Origin of the sequence: Exiguobacterium sp. PHA03 (genome assembly GCF_041945985.1) — a bacterium.
Lineage (GTDB): Bacteria > Bacillota > Bacilli > Exiguobacteriales > Exiguobacteriaceae > Exiguobacterium_A.
Genome location: NZ_JAUTYQ010000001.1, coordinates 1,128,782 through 1,151,809 on the forward strand (window position 1 = coordinate 1,128,782; position 23,028 = coordinate 1,151,809).

Here is a 23,028-nt window from a genome sequence, read left to right on the forward strand (position 1 = left end):
ATACAAAAAAAGAAGCAAGACCAAAGAACGATCTACTCGTCTTTGGTCTTGTCTTTCTTTACAAGTCGTGCTTATGGTGTTGTAGAATTCGTAGCGTCGTTTCCACGACCATTATTTCCATTATCATTCGAGTTGTTTCGTTCCGTTGAACCGTTCGAATTGTTTTGTGCATTCGCACCATCATTTGAATTCGGTGTATCTGTTGACGGTTCATCCGTCGTTGGTTCGTCTGTCGTTGGCTCGTCCGTTGACGGTTCGTCCGTCGTTGGCTCGTCCGTCGTTGGCTCGTCCGTTGTCGGCTCGTCCGTCGTTGGCTCGTCCGTCGTTGGCTCGTCCGTCGTTGGCTCGTCGGTCGTTGGCTCGTCCGTTGACGGTTCGTCCGTCGTTGGCTCGTCCGTTGACGGTTCATCCGTCGTTGGTTCATCCGTCGTTGGCTCGTCCGTTGACGGTTTTTCTTCTTCAGGATCGGTGACCGTTACCGTCGTCGAGACTGGTCCCGATTTTTCTCCTGACGCTTTCGCTACGACTTGGAATATCGAGCGACCTGGCTTTAATCCACTGATACTGATTCGATTCGTCGTACTCGTTCCGACTGTCGATGATTTACCATCAGCATCTGTCATCTTTACTTCAAATGATACATTATCATACCCATTGGCACGAAGCGCAGCGTCATTGTAGTTCCAAGTCAGTTCACCGCTCTTTTTGTCTTCATCGTAAGATGCTTGTAATCCAGTCGGAGCGGGTACCGTCTTTTTTTCAACGACAGGTTCCTTCGTCCCTTTCACGTATAATTCGTTTCCGATACTGAGGACAGAACTTGGTTGTTCAAATGGCGCTGGCGTTCGATCGCGTGTTTTCGTGATGAAATCTTTCCAGATTTGCTGTGCCATCGTACTGTTATATGGACCACTGAGTCCGGATCCATTGTTGTTTCCTGATTTTGTTGTTCCTGTCCAGACACTGATCGAGACATCAGATGTATATCCTGCAAACCAGACATCTTTATAAGCATTGGTTGTCCCTGTCTTACCGGCTGCATCAAACGATAACCCAGCACTTGGGAACGTACCACCTGGTTTCAAGACATCACGAAGCATATCCGTCAACATATAAGCTGTGTAGTCTTCCATCGCCTTTTTCGATTTGATTGGTGACTTGATTTTAGATCCGTCACTGTACTCAATCGATTTAATGACGTGTGGTTTGATATAATCGCCCCCATTACCCAGTGTTGCATAAGCTCCTGCCATCTGAGTCGTATTAAAACCATGCTTCATCCCACCAATTGCATAAGCTGGTGAAATCGACTCATCGTCTTTCATTTTCAAACCAGACTTTTCAGCGAATGCTTCGACTGCATCCCCACCAATTTCTTGGAACGTTTGAATGGCAGGTGTGTTAGCCGAGATTTTCAACCAATGACGAATCGTATTCGTACCACGATATCCATCATAATAGTTTCCAATCTCTTTTCCGTTAACTTCTGTCGGCTTATCCGTCAATTGTTTCGCAGTCGACCATTTGTCATTTTCGATGGCCGGACCGTATGCGAAGAATGGTTTTGCGGATGATCCCGGTTGATGGGGTTCATTTGCATAGTTTCGTCGCGCTGTTCCTTTACCTGGATTTTTACCATCGACGACTGCAAGAACTTCTCCGGTTTGCGTATTAATTGCCGTAGCAGCCGTTTCAGCATATTCCGGTAATTGAACGATTTGATCTTTTTTGATCGCTTCGTTCATATAGTCATGCATCGGCTTATCAATCGACGTATAGATCTTTAACCCTTGACCATAGATATCTTTTCCTTCTAGACCAAAATCATCTTCTAACTCTTTTGATACCATGTCGAAGATGACACTATCATATGATTCATCCTTCGTTGACTTCGGCGCCGGATTGATTAATTTCGAAATTGGTTGTTTGACCGCTTTATCTCGTTGCGCTTTTGTAATGACGCCTGTCGTTTGCATCGCATTGAGGACTTGTGTCTGACGCCATTTCGTTAGCTTCGGATCTCCTTTGATTGGATCATAAGCTGTCGGACGTTGCGGTAATCCCGCGAGCATTGCAGCTTCCGCATAATTCAACTTATCAACTGATTTATTAAAATAGGCTTTTGAAGCGGTCTGGATGCCAAATGAGTTTTGACCATAGTAGTTTTTATTCAAGTACATCTCTAAAATCTGATCTTTCGTATAATCCTGCTCTAAGCGGATCGCAAGCCATTGCTCTTGGACTTTCCGTGTGATTGTTTTATCAAAGCTGAGGAATGATTGTTTGACGACCTGTTGCGTAATCGTCGAAGCGCCTTCAGAACCAAATCCATCAGTGACGTTCGCGATGATGGCACCTCCGAGACGGCGGAAATCAATCCCGTTATGCTGATAAAAACGACGGTCCTCGATCGAGATGAATGCGTCCTTGACGACTTCTGGTACTTCATCGATCGACACATATTCTCGGCTCGTTCCACCTTTTGTGATTTCCTCTTTATTACTTGCATAAATCTTTAACGGTAAAGCATCACGAAGCTCTGCTTCATCAAGCTCAGGTGCCGTAGCAATCGCATAAGCCGCAAATCCGCCTCCGATCAACATCATCAAGATAAATAATCCGGTAGCAATCAACAATAACTTTTTCCAGAGTGGACCTTTCCCACCGGATCCTCCACCTGATTTTTTCTTTTGGGGACGTTTCGTCCGTTTCATCTTTTTCTCAGATGACTTCGTTTCTTCACGACGTGCGACACGACTTCTTTCCATATGCTATCCTTCTCCTTCAATCAAAAAGTGTCTGAATTGAAATATAGTTCGTCCACTGCCTTTAAATAATCGATAGCAGGGTACGCGCCAGTCTCGACTTTGATACCGTCTCGTTCGATGATCGTCAGCGGAATGGATTTCCGTCCGCTTTCGAGTTGATCCCACCAGGGGAACACGTGCTCGACTGAAAGCACATATTGCACATTATACAGACTGAATCGAATGATGACAAAACAAATTCCTCCATGTTCGACACATTGACGCATGTGTGCGATTTGATGGGGGTGAAAATTTTTTATCGGGAAGGACGTTTTATTTGTCGTCTCCTTCGCTTCGAAATCAATATATTTTCCGCGGTAGACACCATTATAATCGGTCGTCGATGGTTGCTTAAAATAAGCTTCTTTGACGACAGCTGCAGATCGCTTTGGATAATCCACTTGAACGATTTGTAACGGAGTGGGTTTCTTGTGAATGATTGCCCGATTATGAGTCAGATAAAACGTATTACTTTCATTCAATAATTTTTCGAGCGTCATCCCACGATTTGAAAAGGTTGAATCGGTTGATCGTGCCTTCTTGATTCGGGTTCCGTGCGACTCGAGTGGCTTTTGAAATTTTTTCCCATTCGGGTAATTCAAAACGATTCCCCTCCTATCGCGTTTATTGTACCATGATATGTGATTGTACCGTATCGGCCGAGAGGAGTAGTTAAAAACCAATGACAATTGAACCGTTATTACAAGAGATCGAACGTATATATCAAGAAGGACGTGCCGGAACCGAATATGACTTCAATCGAGACGTCGTACCGTTCGTCGAACGAGCAGATCAACTGATTGCGCAGTGGCAAACGAATGCCCAAGATAGTCCTTACTTACGTCCGAGCATGGTCGAAAGTGCTGTGGATCAACTGAAGCAGATTTCTGTCCAAGCCTTTCAGCCAAAGACGAGTCTGAAACGTTTCAATGAAACGATTAAATCCGTCCGCTATATCGATCGATTGATGAATGGCGAAGAATAATAATTAAAAACAGGAATTATCTTCCTTGAGTCGAACACCTAATCTATAAGGGAATGTTTCACCGGTTTCACTTGCCAGGCTATAGCTTTTCAGTCGCCTAGCGTGTAAAGTGGCATCAAGAGCATTTCTTTCTTAAAGACTGTGTAATTATCGTGCAATTGGAGGAGATTCATTTGAACAAACGGGTACAATCGAACGTCAAAGGCGTTGATGTCAAAGGATTTCCTAAGAACTCAACCCCTGCCCCGAAGAAATACATCATGTTCGTTGACGAGACGGGAACACCTAAGGGGAATACACAATTCAATCTAACAGGTGTCTTGATGGAATATAAATATGCCATCGATTCGGATGAGACGGGCGAACCGAGTCCGCTTCGTCAACGTTTGATGGACTTCAAGGCAAAAGTCTTTGAGGATCCACATATTCCGCTTCATCTCAAAGAAATTTTAAAAGCCGAACATCCATATGGAAAAGAAGACGGGATCACGATCGATATGTTGCGTCACTTCTGGATTGCCTTACCGGAATTTTTAGTCGATATCGATTGTACGATCGTCAGTGTCGAAGTCGATAAACAGAAGCTGCAAGACTTCTTCTCGACACCGAAGGATCCGTATGTCGTTGCCTTCGCTCATCTGATGAAATCGTTCTATTCCTTCCTTGATGAGACAGAAGCGACGAGTGCACGTGTTGTGCTTGAAAGTCGTGATGATTATCAGAACTTGCTGATTCAAAAGGCATTCTTCGATATCTTCAATTCAGGAACGGTCCATCTCGACGTTGAAAAAAGCCGTCAAAAAATCAAGGGCTTCATCTTTGCTGAAAAAGACAGCGACCTCTACCAATCTGGTCTTGAGATTGCCGATTTGGTCTGCTTACCTTTGTCCCGCGTCCGTCGTGGTGTCATCGAGGTAAAACCACGGTTTGTCCATTATGGGGACGAAAACCGGATTTTTAAAGCCATCAAAGATAAAATTTACATTCGCCGCGATAGCCCGGACCAAGATTTCCGAAACTGGGGTTTCAAAAAAGTACCGATCACGAAAAAGCGTCGTGAATGGTCCGATACCCCTTGGAATGGTTGATGACTCAAAAAAAGTGGATCCGATAGGGATCCACTTTTTTATGGTGTCGCTAATCCTTTTGTCCGCTTTTTCCCTTCTCGACACATGTCGAGTAACGGGCAAGCTTCACAGTTCGGACGTTGCGCCTTACAGTGATAACGTCCAAAGAAGATGAATTGATGATGGAGTTTTGACCAACGTTCTCGTTTGAAACAGCGCATGAGTGTCGCTTCAACCTGTGTGACATTATCCTTCCACCGACAGATTCCGAGACGTTTCGAGACGCGCTCGACATGTGTATCAACCGCAAATGCCGGGACATCGAAGGCGACAGACAAGACGACGTTCGCCGTTTTACGCCCGACACCAGGTAATGCTTCAAGTCCGGCTCGTTCCGTCGGGACTTCACCGTCGTGTTGCGCAAGGAGTTGTGCTGCCAGTGCCTTGATGTTTTTTGCTTTATTCCGGTATAATCCAAGTCGTTTGATCTTGTCCTCGATTTCCTCAACCGGCGCCGCAGCAAGTGAAGCAGGATCCGGATACGCAGCAAATAATCCAGGCGTCACCTGATTGACGAGTACGTCGGTCGCTTGCGCACTCAGTGCGACCGCGACGACCAGTTCAAACGGATTGCGGTGAATCAACTCGCAAAATGCATCCGGAAACATCTCTTCTAACGTCGCTTCAATCCGATCGATTTCTGCTTTCCGTAACATCTACTCAGCCTCCTCGCCCGGCAAGATCCTCAAGTGTCTTGATGCCTTCGCGTTCCCACGTTCGTAAAATTTGATTGATATAGGTCATCTTGCGAACGTTATGATAGACCGCTTCTCGAAGTGCAGCGAGCACGAGCTCTTCCGAAATATTTTCGATCGTCAACCACTGAATGATTTGCTCCATCTGAAACGGTGACATCATGCCCAGTTCCCGCTCGAATTGTTGGAAGACGGATGGGTTGATCGTATCAAAGTTCGGTGCTTCCTGTTCCGGTGGTGCCATCAGTTTTTCGTAAAGCGGCACAAGCGAATAACGTTCTGATCCGTTGACGTTCTCCATCGCTAGTAATCCTTTTTGTAATAAACCGAGTGTCGTCTCGATTGTTTCCGTCTCGGATAGTCCAAGTCGATTACTTAACTCTTCCGGTGACGGCATCTCCATGCCCTCTGCCCGACAGGCAAACAATTGACCAATCAACGTGAACTCGACAAAACTGATGCCTAACCGTTTTGCCTCGGTGAACAATCGTTTCGGTAAGACGACCGTCCCTTCCTCGAATAATTGCACTAAATTATGATTCATCGTAATTCCTCGATTCTCTAGTCTAAACAAGAAATCGACCCGTCGAGACGATGGGTCGATGTTTTTCCTTACTGCTTATGGATAGAGGCGGTTCAGCAGACGTGGGAACGGAATCGTTTCCCGAACGTGCTCGACGCCTGTAATCCAAGCAACTGTCCGCTCTAAACCAAGACCGAAGCCACTGTGTGGAACAGAACCGTATTGACGTGTTTCAAGATACCATTTATAGGCACCCGTCTCATCAAGACCATGTTTCTTCATCTCAGCGAGAAGTTTGTCATGATCTTCTTCACGTTGTGAACCACCGACGATTTCCCCGTATCCTTCAGGGGCAATCAAATCATCACATAAAACGAAGTCTGGATTTTCCGGATCTTCTTTCATGTAGAACGGCTTAATTGCTTTTGGCCAATGCGTGATGAAGACAGGGCGCGCAAAGCTGTTTGCGATCGCTGTCTCATGTGGTGCACCAAAATCATCCCCGAATTCGATATCGTCGAATCCTTGCTCTTTGAGCATGTCGATTGCTTCTGTATACTTGACGCGTGGGAACGGTGCTTTAATGTTTTCAAGGACCGTCAAGTCACGTCCAAGCAACTCAAGCTCCGCACGGCAGTTCTTCAGTGCCGATTGCACGAGGTGCGAGACGTAATTTTCTTGGACTTCGAGGTTCATCTCGTGATCGTGGAATGCCATCTCTGGCTCCATCATCCAGAATTCGATCAAGTGACGACGTGTTTTTGATTTTTCAGCACGGAACGTCGGACCGAACGAGAAGACCTTTCCAAGTGCCATTGCTGCCGCTTCCATGTAGAGCTGACCAGATTGTGAAAGGTATGCATCTTCATCGAAATATTTCGTATGGAACAATTCTGTTGTTCCTTCTGGCGCACTACCTGTTAAGATTGGCGGATCCACTTTGATGAATCCTTCTTGGTTGAAAAATTCGTAAGTCGCACGAATCAATTCATTCCGAACGACCATGACCGCATGCTGACGCTTTGAACGTAACCAGAGGTGACGGTTATCCATCAAGAAATCCGTTCCGTGTGCTTTTGGTGTAATCGGATAATCGATCGCTTCATGGATGACTTCGATTTTTGAAATTTCCATTTCATGACCGATCGCTGTCCGACCGCCATCTGATTTGATGACACCTGTTACCCAAAGTGACGATTCCTGTGTTAAGCCTTTTGCTTGTTTAAATAAGTTTTCGCCGACCGTTTCTTTAACGACGACACCCTGCATGAATCCAGAGCCATCCCGAAGTTGGAGGAAGGCGATTTTACCACTCGAGCGTTTGTTTGCTAACCAACACCCAATCGTCACTTCTTCTCCTACATATTTATTTACATCCCGAATCATTGTTTTCAACAGTCAACATCCTCTCTCTATTAAACGGCTGTATGGGCCGTGATGAATCCTTCAATCCGGTCGAGTGCTTCTAAGACACGTGCCGGATCCGTTGCATAAGATAGGCGGACATAGTCCGGTGCACCAAATCCTGAACCTGGAATCAAGGCAACCTTCGCTTCAGATAAAACAGCTGTACACCAGTCATCGACATTATCGAATCCACACATGTCAGCAGCGTGCTTTGCATGTGGGAACAAGTAAAATGCCCCTTCCGGCTTCAGACACGTCAATCCTTTAATCTCGATGAGTCGTGCGTAGATTTTTTCAAGTCGTTCTTCAAAGATGACACGCATCGCTTCGACCGGTGCATCACCCTCTGCATACGCAGCAACCGATGCTGCTTGCGCAATCGATGTCGGATTCGACGTTGAATGGCTCGCTAAGTTCGTCATCGCTGCGATGATATCTTTAGGTCCAATCGCATACCCGATCCGCCAGCCTGTCATCGCATGTGATTTTGAGACACCATTGATGATGACCGTCCGTTCGCGCATTTCTGGTAAGGACGCGATCGAGATATGTGTCACACCGTTATAGAGCAACTTTTCATAAATCTCGTCACTGATGACGAGTAAATCGTGCTTGATTGCAACATCTGCTACCATCTCAAGCTCTTCTTTCGAATAAACCATCCCCGTCGGATTCGATGGTGAATTCAAGACAAGTGCTTTCGTCTTCGGAGTGATATGTTGCTCGAGCAATTCCCGTGTCACTTTGAAGCGAGACGATTCGTCCGTCTCGAGAATGACAGGGACACCGTCACTGAGTTTAATTTGCTCTGGATAACTGACCCAGTATGGTGCTGGGACGATGACTTCATCGCTTGGGTCGAGAATTGCTTGGAACAATGTCGAGAGCGCATGCTTTGCGCCAGAAGCGACCATGACTTCTGAACGTTCATATGGCATCCATAAGTCACGGCGTGTTTTTTCAATGATCGCATCCTTCAAGGCAACCGTTCCGCCAGACGGCGTGTATTTCGTATCGCCTGCTTCTGCTGCCTCGAATGCTGCTTGAATGATGAATTCCGGTGTATTGAAGTCGGGCTCTCCCGCACCTAAACCGATGATGTCTTGACCTTCTTCACGTAGTGCCTTAGCTTTCGCAGTGATGGCTAGAGTCGTAGATGGTGTCAATTGTCGTACGCGTTTCGATAACATGTCGCCCACTCCCTTTACTTAATTCGTAATCGTTTGATAAAAGATCCTTCTTGATATGTGTAATACGAATAATCATAGCCTGTCTTCGTCTTTGAAACGATCTCGATGACAGCACGGTCCTCAAAACCGTATTTAGCAGACACGATATCTCCGAGTTCCGGATGATCCGCGATGACCGTTTTAATGGCAATACCATCAGCAACCGGTCGTGTCTCAATCGTTCCTTTTTCCGGAACAAACGCCCGTACCGCCTGTCCACTCTGCTTCATCGTAAAAACGACATATTGGCGTTTTCCGCTAAAGACAGATTCGAACCGGACGTCTGTCGGCTTTAGTTCTTTTTTCAGACGCGTCTCTGCTTGTTCCGCGACGCTCTGTTCTCGGTCTTTTGCCTCAGCGATCGTCACCTGATAAACAGCTGTTCCAAGAACAGCCAAGATGAGGAGTGCACTCAGTAGACCAAGCGTGACTTTCCACTTCATGTGCGATAGATGGTGAAAACCATCTGCTCCTTGTCTTTTTCATCGAGAGCAAGACCGAACATTAAATCTTCCGTTTTCAGCGTCCGGTTCAATAAGTCGACGATTTTATACGTATCGTCATGGCGGTTCACTTTGACGGTCGCAAGTGTTTCAATTTTTGAATCCATCTGTATGTCCTCCCTCATTTTTCTCTATCTATTATAATGCGATAGGGTTTATCTGAATAGACTCAATCGCCATCATTCAAGAACAATTCAAGTTCTGCGGTCAGTTCATCAAGCGGTTTTGATAAAACAGGCACTTTCGGCAGACTCGTAACGAATCGTTTTCCGTATCGCGTCGTCTCAATCCGGCGATCGAGCACGAAGACAACACCACGATCGTTCGTCGTCCGGATCAAGCGACCAAACCCTTGTTTAAAGCGAATGATTGCTTGCGGTAGGCTGTATTCGAAAAATGATGATTTTCCGAGTTTTTCGATCCGTTCCGAGCGTGCTTGGACAATTGGTTGATCTGGTGGCGCGAATGGTAGGCGGACGATGACGAGACAACTGAGATCATCTCCCGGGATATCGACCCCTTCCCAAAAACTAGCCGTCCCGAACAAGATACAGGCATCGAGTTGCTTGAACTGTTTCATCAGTCGTTGCCGTGAACCTTGCGTGACCCCTTGCGAGAGTAATGTAAACCGGTCAGGCAGCAACGGCTTCGTCGCCTCATGCGTCAGTCGTAGCAAGTCGTTCGAGGTAAATAAGACAAGCATCCGTCCCTCCGTCACCTCTGCGATTTGTAAGATTGCTTCCGCAATCGTCTCCGCGAATTCTGGCAATGGCACATCCTGTAAGAGTGGGAGATCCGTCGGAATCATCAGTCGCACATTATCGGCATATCCGAACGGCGACGGCACGACGAAACGACGAGTCTCAAAAGCATCAAGTCCTAATCGGTTCTCAATGAATTGGAATTTGTTCGAGACAGTCAACGTCGCAGACGTCAGGATACACGTGCGTTTTGAAAAGACATCGCGTCGTAATCGCTCTGAAATGTCAATTGGTTGTGTGTATACGCGTGTTAGCTTCCGGTTCTTAACGGACGTCTCGATCCAAGATACCGTCTCATCGTGCGGAGCAAGCATCGTCTCGAAGATCGCGAGCTCTGCTTCTTCGATTTGTGCCGTTATCGCTTTTAAATCCGCGACGAGCGAACGCTCCCGATAACTCATTTGCTCCCGATGTTCATGGAACAGTTTATGAATCGCACGAATTGCTTGACGCAAACGCCGCAACACCAATTCAACCCGCTTGGCACTCTCTTGGACGGCACGCATCGAACGATCAAGTCGCTTAAAGCGAATGCTGACCATTCCTTCCCGTCGTGCTTTGCGGGAAGCCAGTTCGAGCCCATATGCTTGAACGATCATCAGTAGGCCGTCTGCTTCTTCGAGCAACGTCGTCAGTGCTTCATCGACCGTCTCACTATGGGCTTCAACCATCTCGGCAATATCCCATTCTTCCGACAGATCAAGCAAACGGTGCAATAATTTTTTGTCAGATGAATACCCGAGTTGGCGGAACAGACGATCAAACGTATGACCATCAAAAACGAGACCAAAATGATGGCTCGCGACTTCTTCGATTTGGTGTGCCTCGTCGAGAATCAACGGGCTTCCTTTCGGTAAGACCCCTGCTTCGAACTGCAGATCACTAAACAACAACGCATGGTTCGTGACGATAATCGTCGCATCTTTCGCTTGGCGAATCGCATGCTGGAAGAAGTCTCGACTGTACCAGGGATCAAACCGTCCAAGCTGCGATTGACTATCGGATTGAATCAATTGCTTGATTCCGATATTGCCTTGCGCTGCACCACCCGGTAAGCTGACTTCCTCTAAATCTCCTGTTTCCGTCTCCGTCAACCATACGAGAAGAATCGCTTTTGCGAGCGTAAAGTTATAGACATCCTCTTGATCATTCAAGAAAAACTCGAATTTCCGTAAATCGATATAGTTACTTCGTCCTTTAAGCAATGCAATCTGGACCGGCGTATCGAACAATTGACGCAATAGCGGTAAATCACGCGCAAACAGTTGCTCCTGCAATTGAATCGTGTGCGTACTGACGACGATCGGGACTTCATGTTCGAGCGCGTAATGCGCTGCTGGCACCAGATAACCGAGTGATTTCCCGGTTCCTGTTCCCGCTTCGACGAGTAACGGCGTTTCTTGATCAAGTGATTGATAGACATGACGCATCATCTCGAGCTGCCCACGTCGCTCTTCATATCCTTCAAATAGACGAGGAAACGTCACGGCATTCAATTCATCAACGAACGGTCCGAACGGTTTAAGAATGGGCGGATGTGACAAACGTTCTATTGTCTGACGCTTTTTCAAAGCGATTTTACGAAAACGATCGAATCGCTCATCCTCTTCGATGCCGACTAAACGAATCGCATGGTCGATTTCCTCTTCGATGGCACTAAATAGACGTGGTGATAACCGTCTGAGATGTTTTAATGTCTCGAGCGGCAACGTATGTAGTCGCTTGAGTAGTTCAAGTAACAATTCAGCCGTCGCCGAAGCATCACTTCCTGCCCGATGTGCTTCTTGATGAGCAAGATGCAATGATTCTGACAGATGCGACAACGCATGGCTTTCTGCTGTTGGAAGTAAGATTCGCGCAAGTTCTACCGTATCAATGACGGGACCTGTGTACGGCAAGTATCCTTCTTCTTCTAACGCATCGTTTAAGAAGTTTAAATCGAACTGCACATTATGTGCGACGAAGACGCCACCATCGAGCAATGATAAAACTCGTGGTGCGATGACATCGAACGTCTCGGCATCTTTGACATCTTTATCCGTGATGCCCGTCAACTGGGAAATGAATGGAGGAATCGGTTGGGTCGGACGGACGAAGGCAGACAGTTGTTCTGTCAACTGTCCATCTTCAACGACCGCCATTCCGATCTCAATCATCTCATCGCCAGCCTTTATGGAATGACCTGTCGTTTCCAGGTCGACTACGACGTACTTTTTCTTCAACACTGATCCTCCACCTTTAATCCATCCTATCCATGATTGGATGGCATCTCATTCTTCATCTTAACAAAAAAGAGACCCGCTGACATAATCGGGTCTCTAAAATTTCATAAGATCGTGTGGGCGATTTCTTGAGACAACATTTGTTTGATGTCATTCTGCTCATTTAGAACAGCCACTTTTGGGACATGTGTCGCAATTTCTTCCGTCGACAATTGCGCATACGCCATGATAATGACCTCATCTCCAACTTGAAAATGGCGTGCTGCAGCACCGTTCAAACAGATGACACCTGAGCCGCGAGCCCCTTTAATCGCATACGTTTCAATCCGCGCACCATTCTGATTGTTCGTCACTTGGACTTTTTCATTTTCAAGGATCCCGACAGCATCGAGTAAATCCTCATCAATCGTAATCGACCCAACGTAGTGTAAGTTTGCCTCGGTGACCCGGGCCTTGTGTAGTTTAGCATGCATGAATGTGCGTAACATCGTCATACTCCTCTCGTATATAGTAAATTATCGATTAAGCGTGCCGATGCGAACTGCACGGCAACAGCTAAGAGAATCGTAGTCGTTTGTTCAGTGGCAGGTCGTAGTGATGGATAGTCGACAGCTTCGACGTAATCAATCGTCGTTCCCTCAAATTGAAGTGCTGCGCGCGTCTGTTCGAGAACCTTTTCAACAGGCACTCCTTGATCGAGTGCTTGTTTCGCTTGTTGCAACGCCTGTTGAATTCCCGGTGCTTGCGTGCGTTCCGTCTCCGAAAGATAGACATTTCGTGACGATTTCGCTAGACCATCCGCTTCGCGAATGATTGGGCAACGGACGATTTCAACCGGAACGAAGTAATCAGCGACGTACGCTTCAATCAAGGCGAGCTGTTGTGCATCCTTTAAGCCGAAATATGCACGCGTTGGACGGACGACGTTCAACAGCTTACTGACGACCGTCAAGACACCGTCAAAATGTCCTGGTCGCGATGCGCCGCATAAGACATCATCACCGGAGCGGACTGTAACACGGGCCATATCCAGCGGATACATCGTCTCGTTCGTCGGATAAAACAGATAATCGACACCTTCTGCCTCCGCGATCTTCTGATCGCGTTCCGCGTCTCGTGGATAACGATCCAAATCTTCGTTTGGTCCGAATTGTGTCGGGTTGACGAAAATACTTAAGACGACGACATCATTCTCTTGTCGTGCTTGTTTTAGCAATGAGGCATGCCCTTCGTGCAGGAATCCCATCGTCGGTACAAATCCGATTGAACCGGCTCCCGCTAGACGTTCTCGTAACGTCTGAATATCTTGAACAATCTTCATTCCTTGTTTCCTCCATAAAGCGCACCGATTAGTTCCTCGTCCATCTGGAACGAATGTGCAAGTTCAGGGAAGGCACCGGCTTTGACATCTTTGACATAAGCAGCGATTGCTTCTGTTCCTGAAGTATTCCAGTCCGTATACGCTTTGACGAACTTCGGTAAACGTCCGACGCCATACGTCAAGATATCATGATAGACAAGAACTTGACCGGCGACATCTGCACCGGCTCCGATGCCGATGACGGGAATCGAGAGGAGCTCTTGAATTCGTTTCGCGAGCGGATGCGGCACACACTCAAGGACAAGCATTTTCGCTCCGGCACGCTCTGCTTCCAAACTATCTGCAATCAGTTGTTCGGCTGCTTCTAGTGATTTCCCTTGGACCTTGAATCCTTCAAGAACTCCAACGGATTGTGGTGTTAGTCCGAGATGTGCGACGCAAGGCATCCCAGCGTCCGTCAAACGACGAATCGTTTTTAAGATCTCCCCTGCCCCTTCTAGTTTCAAAGCATCCGCCTGTGATTCTTGGAAAATACGGGCCGCTGATTCAAGCGTGCGATCAAATGAACCATGATAGCTTGCGAACGGCATATCGACGATCATGAACGTCTGTGGTGCGCCGCGGCGAACAGCACGCGCATGGTGGACCATGTCGTCGACCGTGACGGCAATCGTTGAGTCATAGCCGAGAATGACGTTTCCGAGGGAGTCCCCGACGAGTAACATATCTACCCCTGCTGCCTCTGATAATTTTGCTGAAGGATAATCATATGCCGTCAACATGACGAGCTTCTCTCCAGCTTGTTGTTTTTTTAATAATGGACCCATTGTGTGCATCGTGTTCTCTCCTTACGTGTGTAGGGAGGACAAAAGGAAAACGCCTTCTTCTCCAAAATAAACGCATGCGGAAAAGAAGGCGGAATAATTGAATATCGTCCTTCTGTCCCTGTCCGTTAAGATCAAGGCAGTTGAAACAGCTAAAACTGGCACCTGTCGATTCGGTATGATTCCGACGAGCGGATACCATCCGTGGCTTTATTATACATGACGGGAAAAGCTCTCTGCAAACCGTCTGATTCAAATCCTCATTCTTTTTCCCAGTAAATCAGCTCTGCCGAATGGAAACGGGTCTCGCCTGCATCCGTCTCAATCCGGATCGTTCCCGTCTCGTCAATACCGAGCAATGTTCCGGAAGCGGTCGCTTGACGTGTCCGTAGCGTCACTTGTTCATGTAGGCGATCAGCGAGTGTTTCCCATTCGAATACGAAAGGTCCGAACCCTAGCTCGACCCACTGCGTATATAGTCGTTCAAATCGATTCAAAAAAGCTGCGACGACTTCCGCACGTCGGAAAGTTCTTCCTGATTCTCGGACAAGTGAGGTAGCACGATCTTTAATCCCTTCCGGAAACTGTTCATGATGCACGTTGATTCCGATGCCGATGATGACTGAACTGATCCGGTCTGCCTCGGTCTGCATCTCTGTTAAGATGCCAGCTACCTTGCGACCGTTGATCAAGATATCATTCGGCCATTTGATTGTAACCGGAACATCGAATGTCCGGAGAGACTGCGCAAGCGCAATACCTGCTACGAGCGTTAATTGACCTGCTTGGTGCATCGGTACATCCGGGCGGACGAGCAAACTCATCGCGATCCCCTCATTCTTCGCCTCATGCCAAGTCCGTCCCAGTTGTCCGCGACCTTTCGTCTGATGATCACATACGACAAGTGTTCCCTCCTGCGCCTGCTGTTGTGCTTGTTCATGTGCGATCCGTTGCGTCGTGTCCAGTTCTTCGAAATGAAGGATGTGTCGACCGAAACGCACTGTTGTTAATCCGTGCTCAATTGCAATCGGTGTCAACAAGTCACCTTCATCGACCAATTGATAGCCTTGTTTTTTATTGGAGATGATCTGGTATCCTTCTTCCTTTAAGCTTTGCATATGTTTCCAAATAGCGGTACGTGAAATATTTAGTGTCTCCGCTAATTCCTGTCCGGAATACCACGTCCGCTTGCGCAGTGCTATCAAGATTTGTTCTCGGACTGTGTGTGCCATCGCTCTACCTCCTTCATCAATACCGTTCGGTCGTTTGGACAAGACCGTATGACGACGCTGTACTCCAAGTGCAAGAGTGCTTCTTTAATCTGTTGCTTTCGAAGACCAAGACGAATCATGTCTTTTCCGTCAACAGCGAGCTCTTTGCGACCGCGAATCGGTAAATCCGATCGATCCGGATAATCCATTCCAGTCATCTCCCGCAGAATCGCCAGTTCTTCATCCGACAATTGATAACGATCCCAGTCCTGTAACGGTCGGTATAACAGAGGGACTAAACGCACAGCGAGCTGCATTTGATGTTTCGATCGTTTCCAGCGTGTCAATTGATCGCGCGTTAGACCGGCATCAAGTACGAGTGTCCAGACGGCATCCTTTGAAACACCCCGAAACGATTGCTTGGCGAGTCTCTCGACGATTTCTGAAGTCATGCCGGGTAGATAGCGTTCGATCCCTGTCCGGAGCATCGCCTGTAACGCCTGCTGTTTCCCTGGACCAAGTAAGAGCTTCTCAAACTCGGTCGCGATCCGCTCAATCGCAACGGCCTCTAGATGCGGAGCAAGTTCAAAGATTGCTTGCTCGGTCGTCTCCTCAAGCGAAAAATCAAGTTGACTCATAAAGCGGAACGCCCGCATCATACGGAGTGCATCTTCATTAAAACGTTCGACTGGTTCACCGACCGTGCGGATGATCCGCTCTTCGATGTCGCGCGCTCCGCCGAACAAATCCACACGTCCGGATGGTCTGAGTGCCATCGCGTTGATCGTAAAATCACGCCGGGTCAAATCCTCTTCCAAACTAACGCCAAGCGTCACCGCATCCGGTCGCCTACGATCGCTATAGGTTGCTTCCGAGCGGAACGTCGTGATTTCGTACGGTACGTGGTTGAGAACAACCGTTACGGTTCCATGCTCGAGCCCTGTCGGAATGACGACAGGGAATAAGTCGATGATCTGTTCCGGTAACATCGAACTCGCTAAATCATAGTCTCCTGGTGTCCGGTCGAGTAACATGTCGCGAACGGCACCACCAACGATATAAGCCTCACCACCCGCTTGTTCGATCGTCTGAATGATATGATGCGCGCCTTCAAGCAAGTTCATGACGCGCACACACCCGTTCATAGACTTGTTCATAACGACGGACGATCTCATTCGAGTCAAAACGACGACGAGTATCGCGAATACCCTCTTCTGCCATCCGTTCTCGTAACAACGGATCATCCGCAAGTTCACCGATGCGCGCCGCAGCGACCTTAACGTCGTAAGTCGGAACGATATATCCTGTCACGCCGTCCTGAATGACTTCTGGTAATCCACCCGCTGTCGAGACGACACTTGGGACACCAATTGCCATCGCCTCGAGGACGACGAGTCCAAACGCTTCTTTTTCCGACAGCAACACATGAATGTCACTGATGGCGAGCAGCTGCGCGACATGTTCCTGTTTACCAGCGAAAATGACTTTGTCGTCAATGCCAAGTTCCTTCGCACGCCGTCTCGTTTGTCCCATCTCTGGACCATCTCCGACGAGCAACAGGCGCATCTTCCGATCTTTTGCCGCGATTGCGAATGCCGCGACTGTATCGTCAATTCGTTTGACCGGTCGGAAGTTCGAGATATGGATGACGACGACTTCATCCGATTCGATACCGTAATGCCGCTTCAATCGTTCATCCCGCATCGGATAATAGACACTCTCATCAATCGAGTTCGCGATGACATCGATGTCGTAATGGGCGTTAAGTGTCGCATTCGTCTCAAGCGCAAGACTCTCAGAAACAGCCGTGACCGCATCCGATTGTTCGATACCATACCGAATGGCCGGTTGCATCTCTAAGTCCTGACCGATGACGGTGATGTCTGTTCCATGTAATGTCGTGACGACGGCGACGCCTTTTTTCTTCGCCATGTTTCGTCCGAGTTCTGCACAAACGGCATGCGGAACAGCGTAATGGGCGTGGATCACATCGAGATCGAATAAATCAATGATTTCTGCGACTTTTGACGCTAACGTAATGTCATAGGGTGGATATTTAAAAACAGAATACTGGTTGACCTCAACCAAATGGACCGTGATGTTTGGTCGATATTCCGTCAGCCGAAACGGCATGCTCGATGTAATAAAGTGAACGTCATGTCCACGATCTGCTAGCTTCATACCAAGTTCAGTCGCGACAACCCCACTACCGCCGACTGATGGATAACAGAGAATCCCAATTGCTTTTTTCATGATAAAACCACACTCTCTTTATGACTTCTATTCGTCTCTATTCTAAGCAATATCGATCAGAATGACCATACTGATCACTTTTCGACTGATTTTCGTAGGAAAAGCTAGTCTTTTTCCGACCGTGCCGTTACCCTAGAGAAAGAGTCTTGATTTGAAAGGAGCACACGGAAATGGCACCTCCATTCCAGTTTCCGATTCGGGTTCAGAACATTCTCTGGATTTTAGTCGGGTCATTCATCTTTGCTTTTGGTATTTATCATTTTAACGTCCAAAACGAATTGGCAGAGGGCGGTTTCACCGGAATCACGCTGATTCTAAAAGGACTGTTCGGGTTATCACCATCGATCACGAACTTAGTGCTGAACGTTCCTCTCTTTTTCGTCAGCTATAAGATTTTAGGGCGAACGACGTTCGTCTATACGTTGATTGGTACATTCAGTTTTTCCTTTTGGTACGGAGTGATTGCGAAGTATTCACCACTCGTGATTGATTTACGAGAAGACATGGTCCTTGCTGCCCTGTTTGCAGGTGTGTTCATCGGGGTGGGACTCGGAATCATCTTCAACAATGGCGGAACGACGGGTGGTGTCGATATCATCGCGCGTCTGACGAAACGCTACTTTGGTTGGTCGATCGGTCGAACGTTCTTAGTCTTTGACTTCTTCGTCATCGTTGCTTCTTTGACGTATCTCGATTATAAGCAGGCAATGTATACGTTACTTGCCGTCTACGTCGGTGCCCGTGTCATCGATTGGATGCAAGAAGGCACTTACGCTGGTAAAGCGGCGATGATCATCAGTGACCACCGGACGGAGATCGCGGACGGCATCCATGCGACGATGAACCGAGGTACGACCCGTCTGATTGCGAAGGGTGGATACTCGGGACGCGACCTCGAAGTATTATATGTCGTCGTCGCTCGAAACGAGATCAATCGCTTGAAGACACTCGTTAAAAGTGTCGATCAGCATGCCTTCATCACCTTGCATGATGTCTATGAGGTGACGGGGGAAGGTTTCACGTTCGATGAGAATCGGATTCCGATCAAAGAAACGTAAAAAACACGGATCGCTCGTTTGAGCGATCCGTGTTTTTCGTTTTAGTCATCACTTGACGGGTTGAAGACGATTAGTGCGAGACGAAGGAACTCGGCGACGGCAACGAGTGTTGCCGCGACGTATGTCCAAGCGGCTGCGTTCAAGACACGGCGTGAACCTCGTTCTTCTTCCGCGTCGATGATTCCGTGATCTGTCAATTGCGCCATTGCTCGGTTCGAAGCATCGAACTCGACCGGTAACGTGACGAGTTGGAAGATGACCGCTCCAAGCATCAGGACGACACCTAGCATCGCAAGACCAGTGAACCCAGCGAATAGACCAATCAACAACAGAGGGAACGATAAGTTCGACGTGATTGAGGCGACAGGTGCAATGCGGTGCCGGACACGCATCATGTTATAATCCGTCGCATCTTGGATGACGTGACCAATTTCGTGTGCCGCAATCGAAACGGCTGAGACCGTCGAACCGTAATAGACGTCTTCTGAAAGCCGGACGACTTTATTTGTCGGATCATAATGATCGGACATCGTTCCACCAATCGGCTCGAGCCGGACGTTCGTAATCCCGTTCTGCTTCATGATGAAGTCAGCGACCTGTGCTCCTGTCACCCCACTCTGAATCGGAACATCTTGATATTTTTTATAGGTGCTCCGCACCCGCATCTGAGCCCAAATCGGGACGATCATGATGATCGCGAGATAAATCAAATAGTTTGCCACGAGACATCGTTCCTTTCTTTTTTGTTTATAGGTCTATTTTATGTTCAAGCGACCTTATTGTCAATTGAATCGCGTGCGACAAACAGATATCCCATCAAAAGACATAATCCAGTCAACCAGAAAGAACCGTATCCGATCCATTTGATGTGCTCTGCAAGCGCCGGGTACCGGGGCCATTGCCCAAGGACATAATCGACGACATCGTTATGAACGACCCAAATCGCAACGAGAACAAGTTCCTTGATGCGAAATGTCATCAAAGGACTGAATAACAACGCCTGAAACGCCATCGCTCCGTGCGACACCATCAGCATCAGTGCCATCGTTGTTAAGTAGGCGTTTGATGTGCCGAGTTCGTTCAACATCAAGGCATTCATGACGACCGCCCAGACACCATATTTGATCAATGTCACGAATGCAAGCGCTTCAAACAAGCGGGAACGTCGTCCGAAAATCCATAGAAAAACGATGATCGTAAAGAACAGCGATGCGGTTGGGCTATCCGGAATGAACGGATAGAAGTACCACTTCGATGTCGCGAGTTGTGGTTCATACCAGTAGTAGCCGTATAAGGTGCCTGCTAAGTTGATCAATCCGACGATCCAAAGCACGGCTTTATGACGGAGTAAAGTAAATATTCCTTGCAATCGTTTCACCTCATCATCGACAAAAGCCGGAGGATTGCTCCCCCGGCTTTTGGCTTATTTATTGTTTTCGCCGCCTTCACCGTATGAAGCGATGAATTTCGCAAGTTCTTTATGATCGGCATCTGAGCCTTTGAACTGACCAGCCGGCATCGAACCGACACCTTTGACTGCGATATCATAAATCTCTTTTTCAGTCTTTTTCGTTCCGACGAGCGCTGGAGCTGCTGCTCCACCTTCGAGGTTCTTACCATGACAGTTGACACATGACTGGTTCGAATAAATTTCGTATCCTTTTGCCGATGTATCAATTTTTGGTCCTTCGTTCATCGTCAACTCACCTTGCTTGTGGATGGTATCCCAGTGTGTCGTTTGAACAGATTCCCATGTCAAGAAGACGATCGAGACGACTGCGAGGAGCATCATGCTGACGGCGACTGGCCGTTTCGCAGGACGGCGTTCAAGACCTTGGTCGAGCCATGGCGCGACGAGAAGTGCTGTGAACGCAAGACCTGGAAGGATGACTGTTCCCATCAAGATGTATGGACCTGCAGCGAATTGGTATTTCAAGAGCTGATAGAGGAATAGGAAGTACCAGTCCGGAAGTGGAATGTACGACGTATTCGTCGGATCGGCAATGTTTTGAAGTGGCGCTGCTTCTACGATTGTCAGAGTCATGAAGCCGATCAAGAAGACCGCTCCAACCATCCATTCGCGAAGTAAGAAGTTCGGCCAGAACGCTTCCGTTCGACCTGGATATTCCGAATAGTCTTTTGACTTGTTCGGCATCCGGTTATTGATCGACACCCGTGAATCGGTGACGAATTTCATTCCTTTACCACGATGCATCGTGTTCTCCCCCTTTTTTGTTGTCTAGATGATAGTCGGTTTAAAGTGGTCCAGAGATCCCTTGTTTACGGATCATCATGAAGTGGGCCCCGAGCAAGACGAACAATGCTGCAGGAAGGAAGAAGACGTGAATCGCAAAGAATCGAGCGATTGTACTTGCGCCGACGATTTCTCCACCCGCAAGGAGGGTCTTCGCGATACCACCGATGACCGGGATACTTTCAGCAATCTGAATCGTAACTTTTGTCGCGAACAACGCTTTCATGTCCCAAGGCAATAGGTATCCTGTCAGACCGAGAGCTAAGACGACGAAGAACAAGAGAACTCCGACGACCCAGTTCAATTCACGTGGTTTTTTGTATGAACCAGTGAAGAAGACACGTAATGTATGTAGGAACAACATTACGATAACGACAGACGCACCCCAGTGGTGCATACCACGAACGATTTGTCCGTGTGCGACTTCGTTTTGTAGATAGTAGACGGACGCGTGTGCGTTGATGATGTCCGGTACATAATACATCGTCAAGAACATCCCCGAAAGAATCTGGATGACGATCGTAAAGAACGTCAATCCGCCAAAACAATAAACGAAAGCTGAAAAGTTATGTGCCGGGTTGACGTGCTCCGGTACTTCATGATCGGCGATGTCTCGCCAGAGCGGCGTAATATCAACGCGCTCATCAATCCAATCATAGATTTTTTGCATCATCGCTTACGCACCTCTTTCGACTGGTTTACCAAGGTAGAGGTAACCATCTTTCTGTTGCATTTCATACTCATCGAGTGGTTTCGTTGGAGGCGTACCAGGTACGTTCGTGCCATCCTTCGTATACCGTCCGAAGTGACATGGGCAATAGAATTGCTCCGGGTGCGTTGGATCTGCGCCGAAGCTGACTTGGCAACCTAAGTGTTTACAAATCGGTGAAAGGGCCAAAATTTCTCCCTTATCATCTTTGAACACCCAAGCCGACAACGTTTCTTCGAACTCATACCACGCATCTTGCGTTTGTTTCTTGAAGTCGACCCGTTTTGGTTCTGTCGTGATATCCGACAACTTCATTACTTTTACTTTATCGCCTGCTCCTGATTTCTTCAGGACTGGATCAACTGCGAAGTTGACCATCGGCATGACCATTGTCGCAGCCATGAAACCGCCGACGCCTGTCAATGTATACGTCAAGAATTGACGACGTGTTACGTTAGACCCGTTTTGAGCCATCTCGATCCCCCCTTGTGATGTACGCTGTGCCCCAAGACGACAGTACTTCACACAAATTTCTCACATGGTAATAGTATCTTAATAAAATCATTGCGTCAACCGCTTCATAGCGCGGTCCAACGGTTTCCTAACTGTTCGAGAACTTGTCCAACAAAATTCCCGACCATCTGACCTTGTTGGTCACGACTCATCGTCTCAAGAGCTAGACGTGGCACGTAGATAATCTCTTCTGCGGCAGTCTCCTTCCACCTTAAATCAGCGGTGATGAAGGTGATGAAACGGAATTGCCCGGAAGCAGCCGCTTGACGCCATCCTTCCAACTGTTCGATCGACGGTACATCGATGTAGGTCATGGCAGGTAAGAGCAACGCCCGTCCAGATAGCTGGCGTTCGACTTCGGACGCCACCGTCAATGTCATGTCTGCGCATTCCGCATAAGCATGCATCGCCTCATCGAAACCGATCGGAAGCAAAGGCACGATTAGCGTGTCGATATACGCTTGCTCGCTTCGTGTCCGCTGTACGTCGGATGGTTTGAAACGCAAGTCATTTCCCCCTTTCTTTCTTACTTACAATTCGTCACATTTAATGTATCATATCCACATTTCCTCCTGCTCTCTTAATGTGAACGTTTTATGAAATTCCACCCTATTTTTCTTCATATT

Annotated in this window: 25 protein-coding genes; 4 read left to right on the forward strand and 21 right to left on the reverse strand. The window is 47.7% G+C overall.

All coding sequences use genetic code 11. The annotated features are described in order from the left end of the window. Window positions 1-71 precede the first annotated feature (71 nt). Entirely contained in the window at window positions 72-2,768 is a 2,697-nt protein-coding gene (locus Q7C19_RS06095) for a PBP1A family penicillin-binding protein (RefSeq protein WP_375091878.1), read from the reverse strand. 20 nt (window positions 2,769-2,788) lie between these two features. Continuing rightward, on the reverse strand, window positions 2,789-3,415 hold the full coding sequence (gene recU / locus Q7C19_RS06100) for a Holliday junction resolvase RecU (RefSeq protein WP_215148244.1): 627 nt from the start codon (window positions 3,413-3,415) through the stop codon (window positions 2,789-2,791). A gap of 74 nt (window positions 3,416-3,489) precedes the next feature. Between recU and Q7C19_RS06105 the strand changes: the two genes are divergently transcribed. Together Q7C19_RS06105 and Q7C19_RS06110 are read left to right on the forward strand one after the other, a co-directional pair. Further along, window positions 3,490-3,792 carry a DUF1798 family protein gene (locus Q7C19_RS06105; protein ID WP_023468613.1) on the forward strand — a complete coding sequence of 101 codons (303 nt, stop codon included), beginning with the start codon at window positions 3,490-3,492 and terminating at the stop codon, window positions 3,790-3,792. Between the two features lie 173 nt (window positions 3,793-3,965). Continuing rightward, complete coding sequence (locus Q7C19_RS06110) at window positions 3,966-4,880, forward strand: DUF3800 domain-containing protein (protein WP_023468614.1); 915 nt, start codon at window positions 3,966-3,968, stop codon at window positions 4,878-4,880. A gap of 38 nt (window positions 4,881-4,918) precedes the next feature. Here Q7C19_RS06110 and nth read toward each other — a convergent pair whose 3' ends face one another. The 10 genes from nth to panB form a co-directional block, all read right to left on the reverse strand. After that, window positions 4,919-5,575 carry an endonuclease III gene (gene nth, locus Q7C19_RS06115; RefSeq protein WP_375091879.1) on the reverse strand — a complete coding sequence of 219 codons (657 nt, stop codon included), beginning with the start codon at window positions 5,573-5,575 and terminating at the stop codon, window positions 4,919-4,921. A gap of 4 nt (window positions 5,576-5,579) precedes the next feature. Next, a complete protein-coding gene (locus Q7C19_RS06120; protein ID WP_023468616.1) occupies window positions 5,580-6,158 on the reverse strand; it encodes a DnaD domain-containing protein in 579 nt (192 codons plus the stop codon). A gap of 75 nt (window positions 6,159-6,233) precedes the next feature. Further along, window positions 6,234-7,532, reverse strand: coding sequence for an asparagine--tRNA ligase (gene asnS / locus Q7C19_RS06125; protein WP_290751179.1), 1,299 nt, complete (start codon window positions 7,530-7,532; stop codon window positions 6,234-6,236). Between the two features lie 20 nt (window positions 7,533-7,552). After that, window positions 7,553-8,734 carry a pyridoxal phosphate-dependent aminotransferase gene (locus Q7C19_RS06130; RefSeq protein WP_375091880.1) on the reverse strand — a complete coding sequence of 394 codons (1,182 nt, stop codon included), beginning with the start codon at window positions 8,732-8,734 and terminating at the stop codon, window positions 7,553-7,555. Between the two features lie 14 nt (window positions 8,735-8,748). Continuing rightward, window positions 8,749-9,216, reverse strand: a complete 468-nt coding sequence (locus tag Q7C19_RS06135) for a hypothetical protein (protein ID WP_035407242.1) — start codon at window positions 9,214-9,216, stop codon at window positions 8,749-8,751. Next, the gene (locus Q7C19_RS06140) at window positions 9,213-9,383 is read right to left on the reverse strand and encodes a YpmA family protein (RefSeq protein ID WP_012370646.1); all 171 of its coding nucleotides are present in this window, start codon (window positions 9,381-9,383) and stop codon (window positions 9,213-9,215) included. Before Q7C19_RS06140 ends, Q7C19_RS06135 begins: the two co-directional genes overlap by 4 nt. Before the next feature lie 62 nt (window positions 9,384-9,445). After that, the gene (gene dinG, locus Q7C19_RS06145) at window positions 9,446-12,259 is read right to left on the reverse strand and encodes an ATP-dependent DNA helicase DinG (protein ID WP_313492043.1); all 2,814 of its coding nucleotides are present in this window, start codon (window positions 12,257-12,259) and stop codon (window positions 9,446-9,448) included. Between the two features lie 104 nt (window positions 12,260-12,363). Next, window positions 12,364-12,747, reverse strand: coding sequence for an aspartate 1-decarboxylase (gene panD, locus Q7C19_RS06150; protein ID WP_029341994.1), 384 nt, complete (start codon window positions 12,745-12,747; stop codon window positions 12,364-12,366). 2 nt (window positions 12,748-12,749) lie between these two features. Further along, window positions 12,750-13,580, reverse strand: coding sequence for a pantoate--beta-alanine ligase (gene panC, locus Q7C19_RS06155; protein ID WP_035407239.1), 831 nt, complete (start codon window positions 13,578-13,580; stop codon window positions 12,750-12,752). Beyond that, window positions 13,577-14,416 carry a 3-methyl-2-oxobutanoate hydroxymethyltransferase gene (panB, locus tag Q7C19_RS06160; protein WP_035407228.1) on the reverse strand — a complete coding sequence of 280 codons (840 nt, stop codon included), beginning with the start codon at window positions 14,414-14,416 and terminating at the stop codon, window positions 13,577-13,579. Before panB ends, panC begins: the two co-directional genes overlap by 4 nt. Before the next feature lie 88 nt (window positions 14,417-14,504). Here panB and Q7C19_RS06165 point away from each other — a divergent pair, with 88 nt between their 5' ends. After that, window positions 14,505-14,627: a hypothetical protein gene (locus Q7C19_RS06165; RefSeq protein ID WP_308101724.1), complete on the forward strand. Its 123-nt coding sequence runs from the start codon at window positions 14,505-14,507 to the stop codon at window positions 14,625-14,627. Between the two features lie 37 nt (window positions 14,628-14,664). Here the strand turns inward: Q7C19_RS06165 and Q7C19_RS06170 are convergent, their stop codons facing one another. The 3 genes from Q7C19_RS06170 to bshA are packed head-to-tail and all read right to left on the reverse strand — an operon-like array spanning window position 14,665 to window position 17,868. Further along, a complete protein-coding gene (locus Q7C19_RS06170; protein WP_375091881.1) occupies window positions 14,665-15,636 on the reverse strand; it encodes a biotin--[acetyl-CoA-carboxylase] ligase in 972 nt (323 codons plus the stop codon). Continuing rightward, window positions 15,606-16,760, reverse strand: coding sequence for a CCA tRNA nucleotidyltransferase (locus Q7C19_RS06175; RefSeq protein ID WP_308101725.1), 1,155 nt, complete (start codon window positions 16,758-16,760; stop codon window positions 15,606-15,608). The genes Q7C19_RS06170 and Q7C19_RS06175 overlap by 31 nt, the downstream gene beginning before the upstream one ends. Beyond that, window positions 16,726-17,868, reverse strand: a complete 1,143-nt coding sequence (gene bshA / locus Q7C19_RS06180) for an N-acetyl-alpha-D-glucosaminyl L-malate synthase BshA (protein WP_035407220.1) — start codon at window positions 17,866-17,868, stop codon at window positions 16,726-16,728. The genes Q7C19_RS06175 and bshA overlap by 35 nt, the downstream gene beginning before the upstream one ends. A 170-nt stretch (window positions 17,869-18,038) precedes the next feature. On the opposite strand from bshA, the gene Q7C19_RS06185 reads away from it, so the two are divergent. Beyond that, complete coding sequence (locus Q7C19_RS06185) at window positions 18,039-18,926, forward strand: YitT family protein (protein ID WP_035407218.1); 888 nt, start codon at window positions 18,039-18,041, stop codon at window positions 18,924-18,926. Window positions 18,927-18,967: 41 nt separating this feature from the next. Here Q7C19_RS06185 and Q7C19_RS06190 read toward each other — a convergent pair whose 3' ends face one another. The 6 genes from Q7C19_RS06190 to Q7C19_RS06215 form a co-directional block, all read right to left on the reverse strand. Next, window positions 18,968-19,648, reverse strand: coding sequence for a zinc metallopeptidase (locus Q7C19_RS06190; protein WP_035407205.1), 681 nt, complete (start codon window positions 19,646-19,648; stop codon window positions 18,968-18,970). 44 nt (window positions 19,649-19,692) lie between these two features. Continuing rightward, window positions 19,693-20,295, reverse strand: a complete 603-nt coding sequence (locus Q7C19_RS06195) for a DUF1405 domain-containing protein (protein WP_035407193.1) — start codon at window positions 20,293-20,295, stop codon at window positions 19,693-19,695. A 54-nt stretch (window positions 20,296-20,349) separates the two neighbouring features. Then, window positions 20,350-21,141 carry a menaquinol-cytochrome c reductase cytochrome b/c subunit gene (locus Q7C19_RS06200; RefSeq protein WP_035407183.1) on the reverse strand — a complete coding sequence of 264 codons (792 nt, stop codon included), beginning with the start codon at window positions 21,139-21,141 and terminating at the stop codon, window positions 20,350-20,352. Between the two features lie 40 nt (window positions 21,142-21,181). Further along, the gene (gene qcrB, locus Q7C19_RS06205) at window positions 21,182-21,853 is read right to left on the reverse strand and encodes a menaquinol-cytochrome c reductase cytochrome b subunit (RefSeq protein ID WP_012370658.1); all 672 of its coding nucleotides are present in this window, start codon (window positions 21,851-21,853) and stop codon (window positions 21,182-21,184) included. A gap of 3 nt (window positions 21,854-21,856) precedes the next feature. Next, on the reverse strand, window positions 21,857-22,363 hold the full coding sequence (locus tag Q7C19_RS06210) for a ubiquinol-cytochrome c reductase iron-sulfur subunit (protein ID WP_035396830.1): 507 nt from the start codon (window positions 22,361-22,363) through the stop codon (window positions 21,857-21,859). Between the two features lie 104 nt (window positions 22,364-22,467). Next, complete coding sequence (locus Q7C19_RS06215) at window positions 22,468-22,908, reverse strand: DUF2487 family protein (RefSeq protein WP_035407181.1); 441 nt, start codon at window positions 22,906-22,908, stop codon at window positions 22,468-22,470. Window positions 22,909-23,028: the final 120 nt, after the last annotated feature.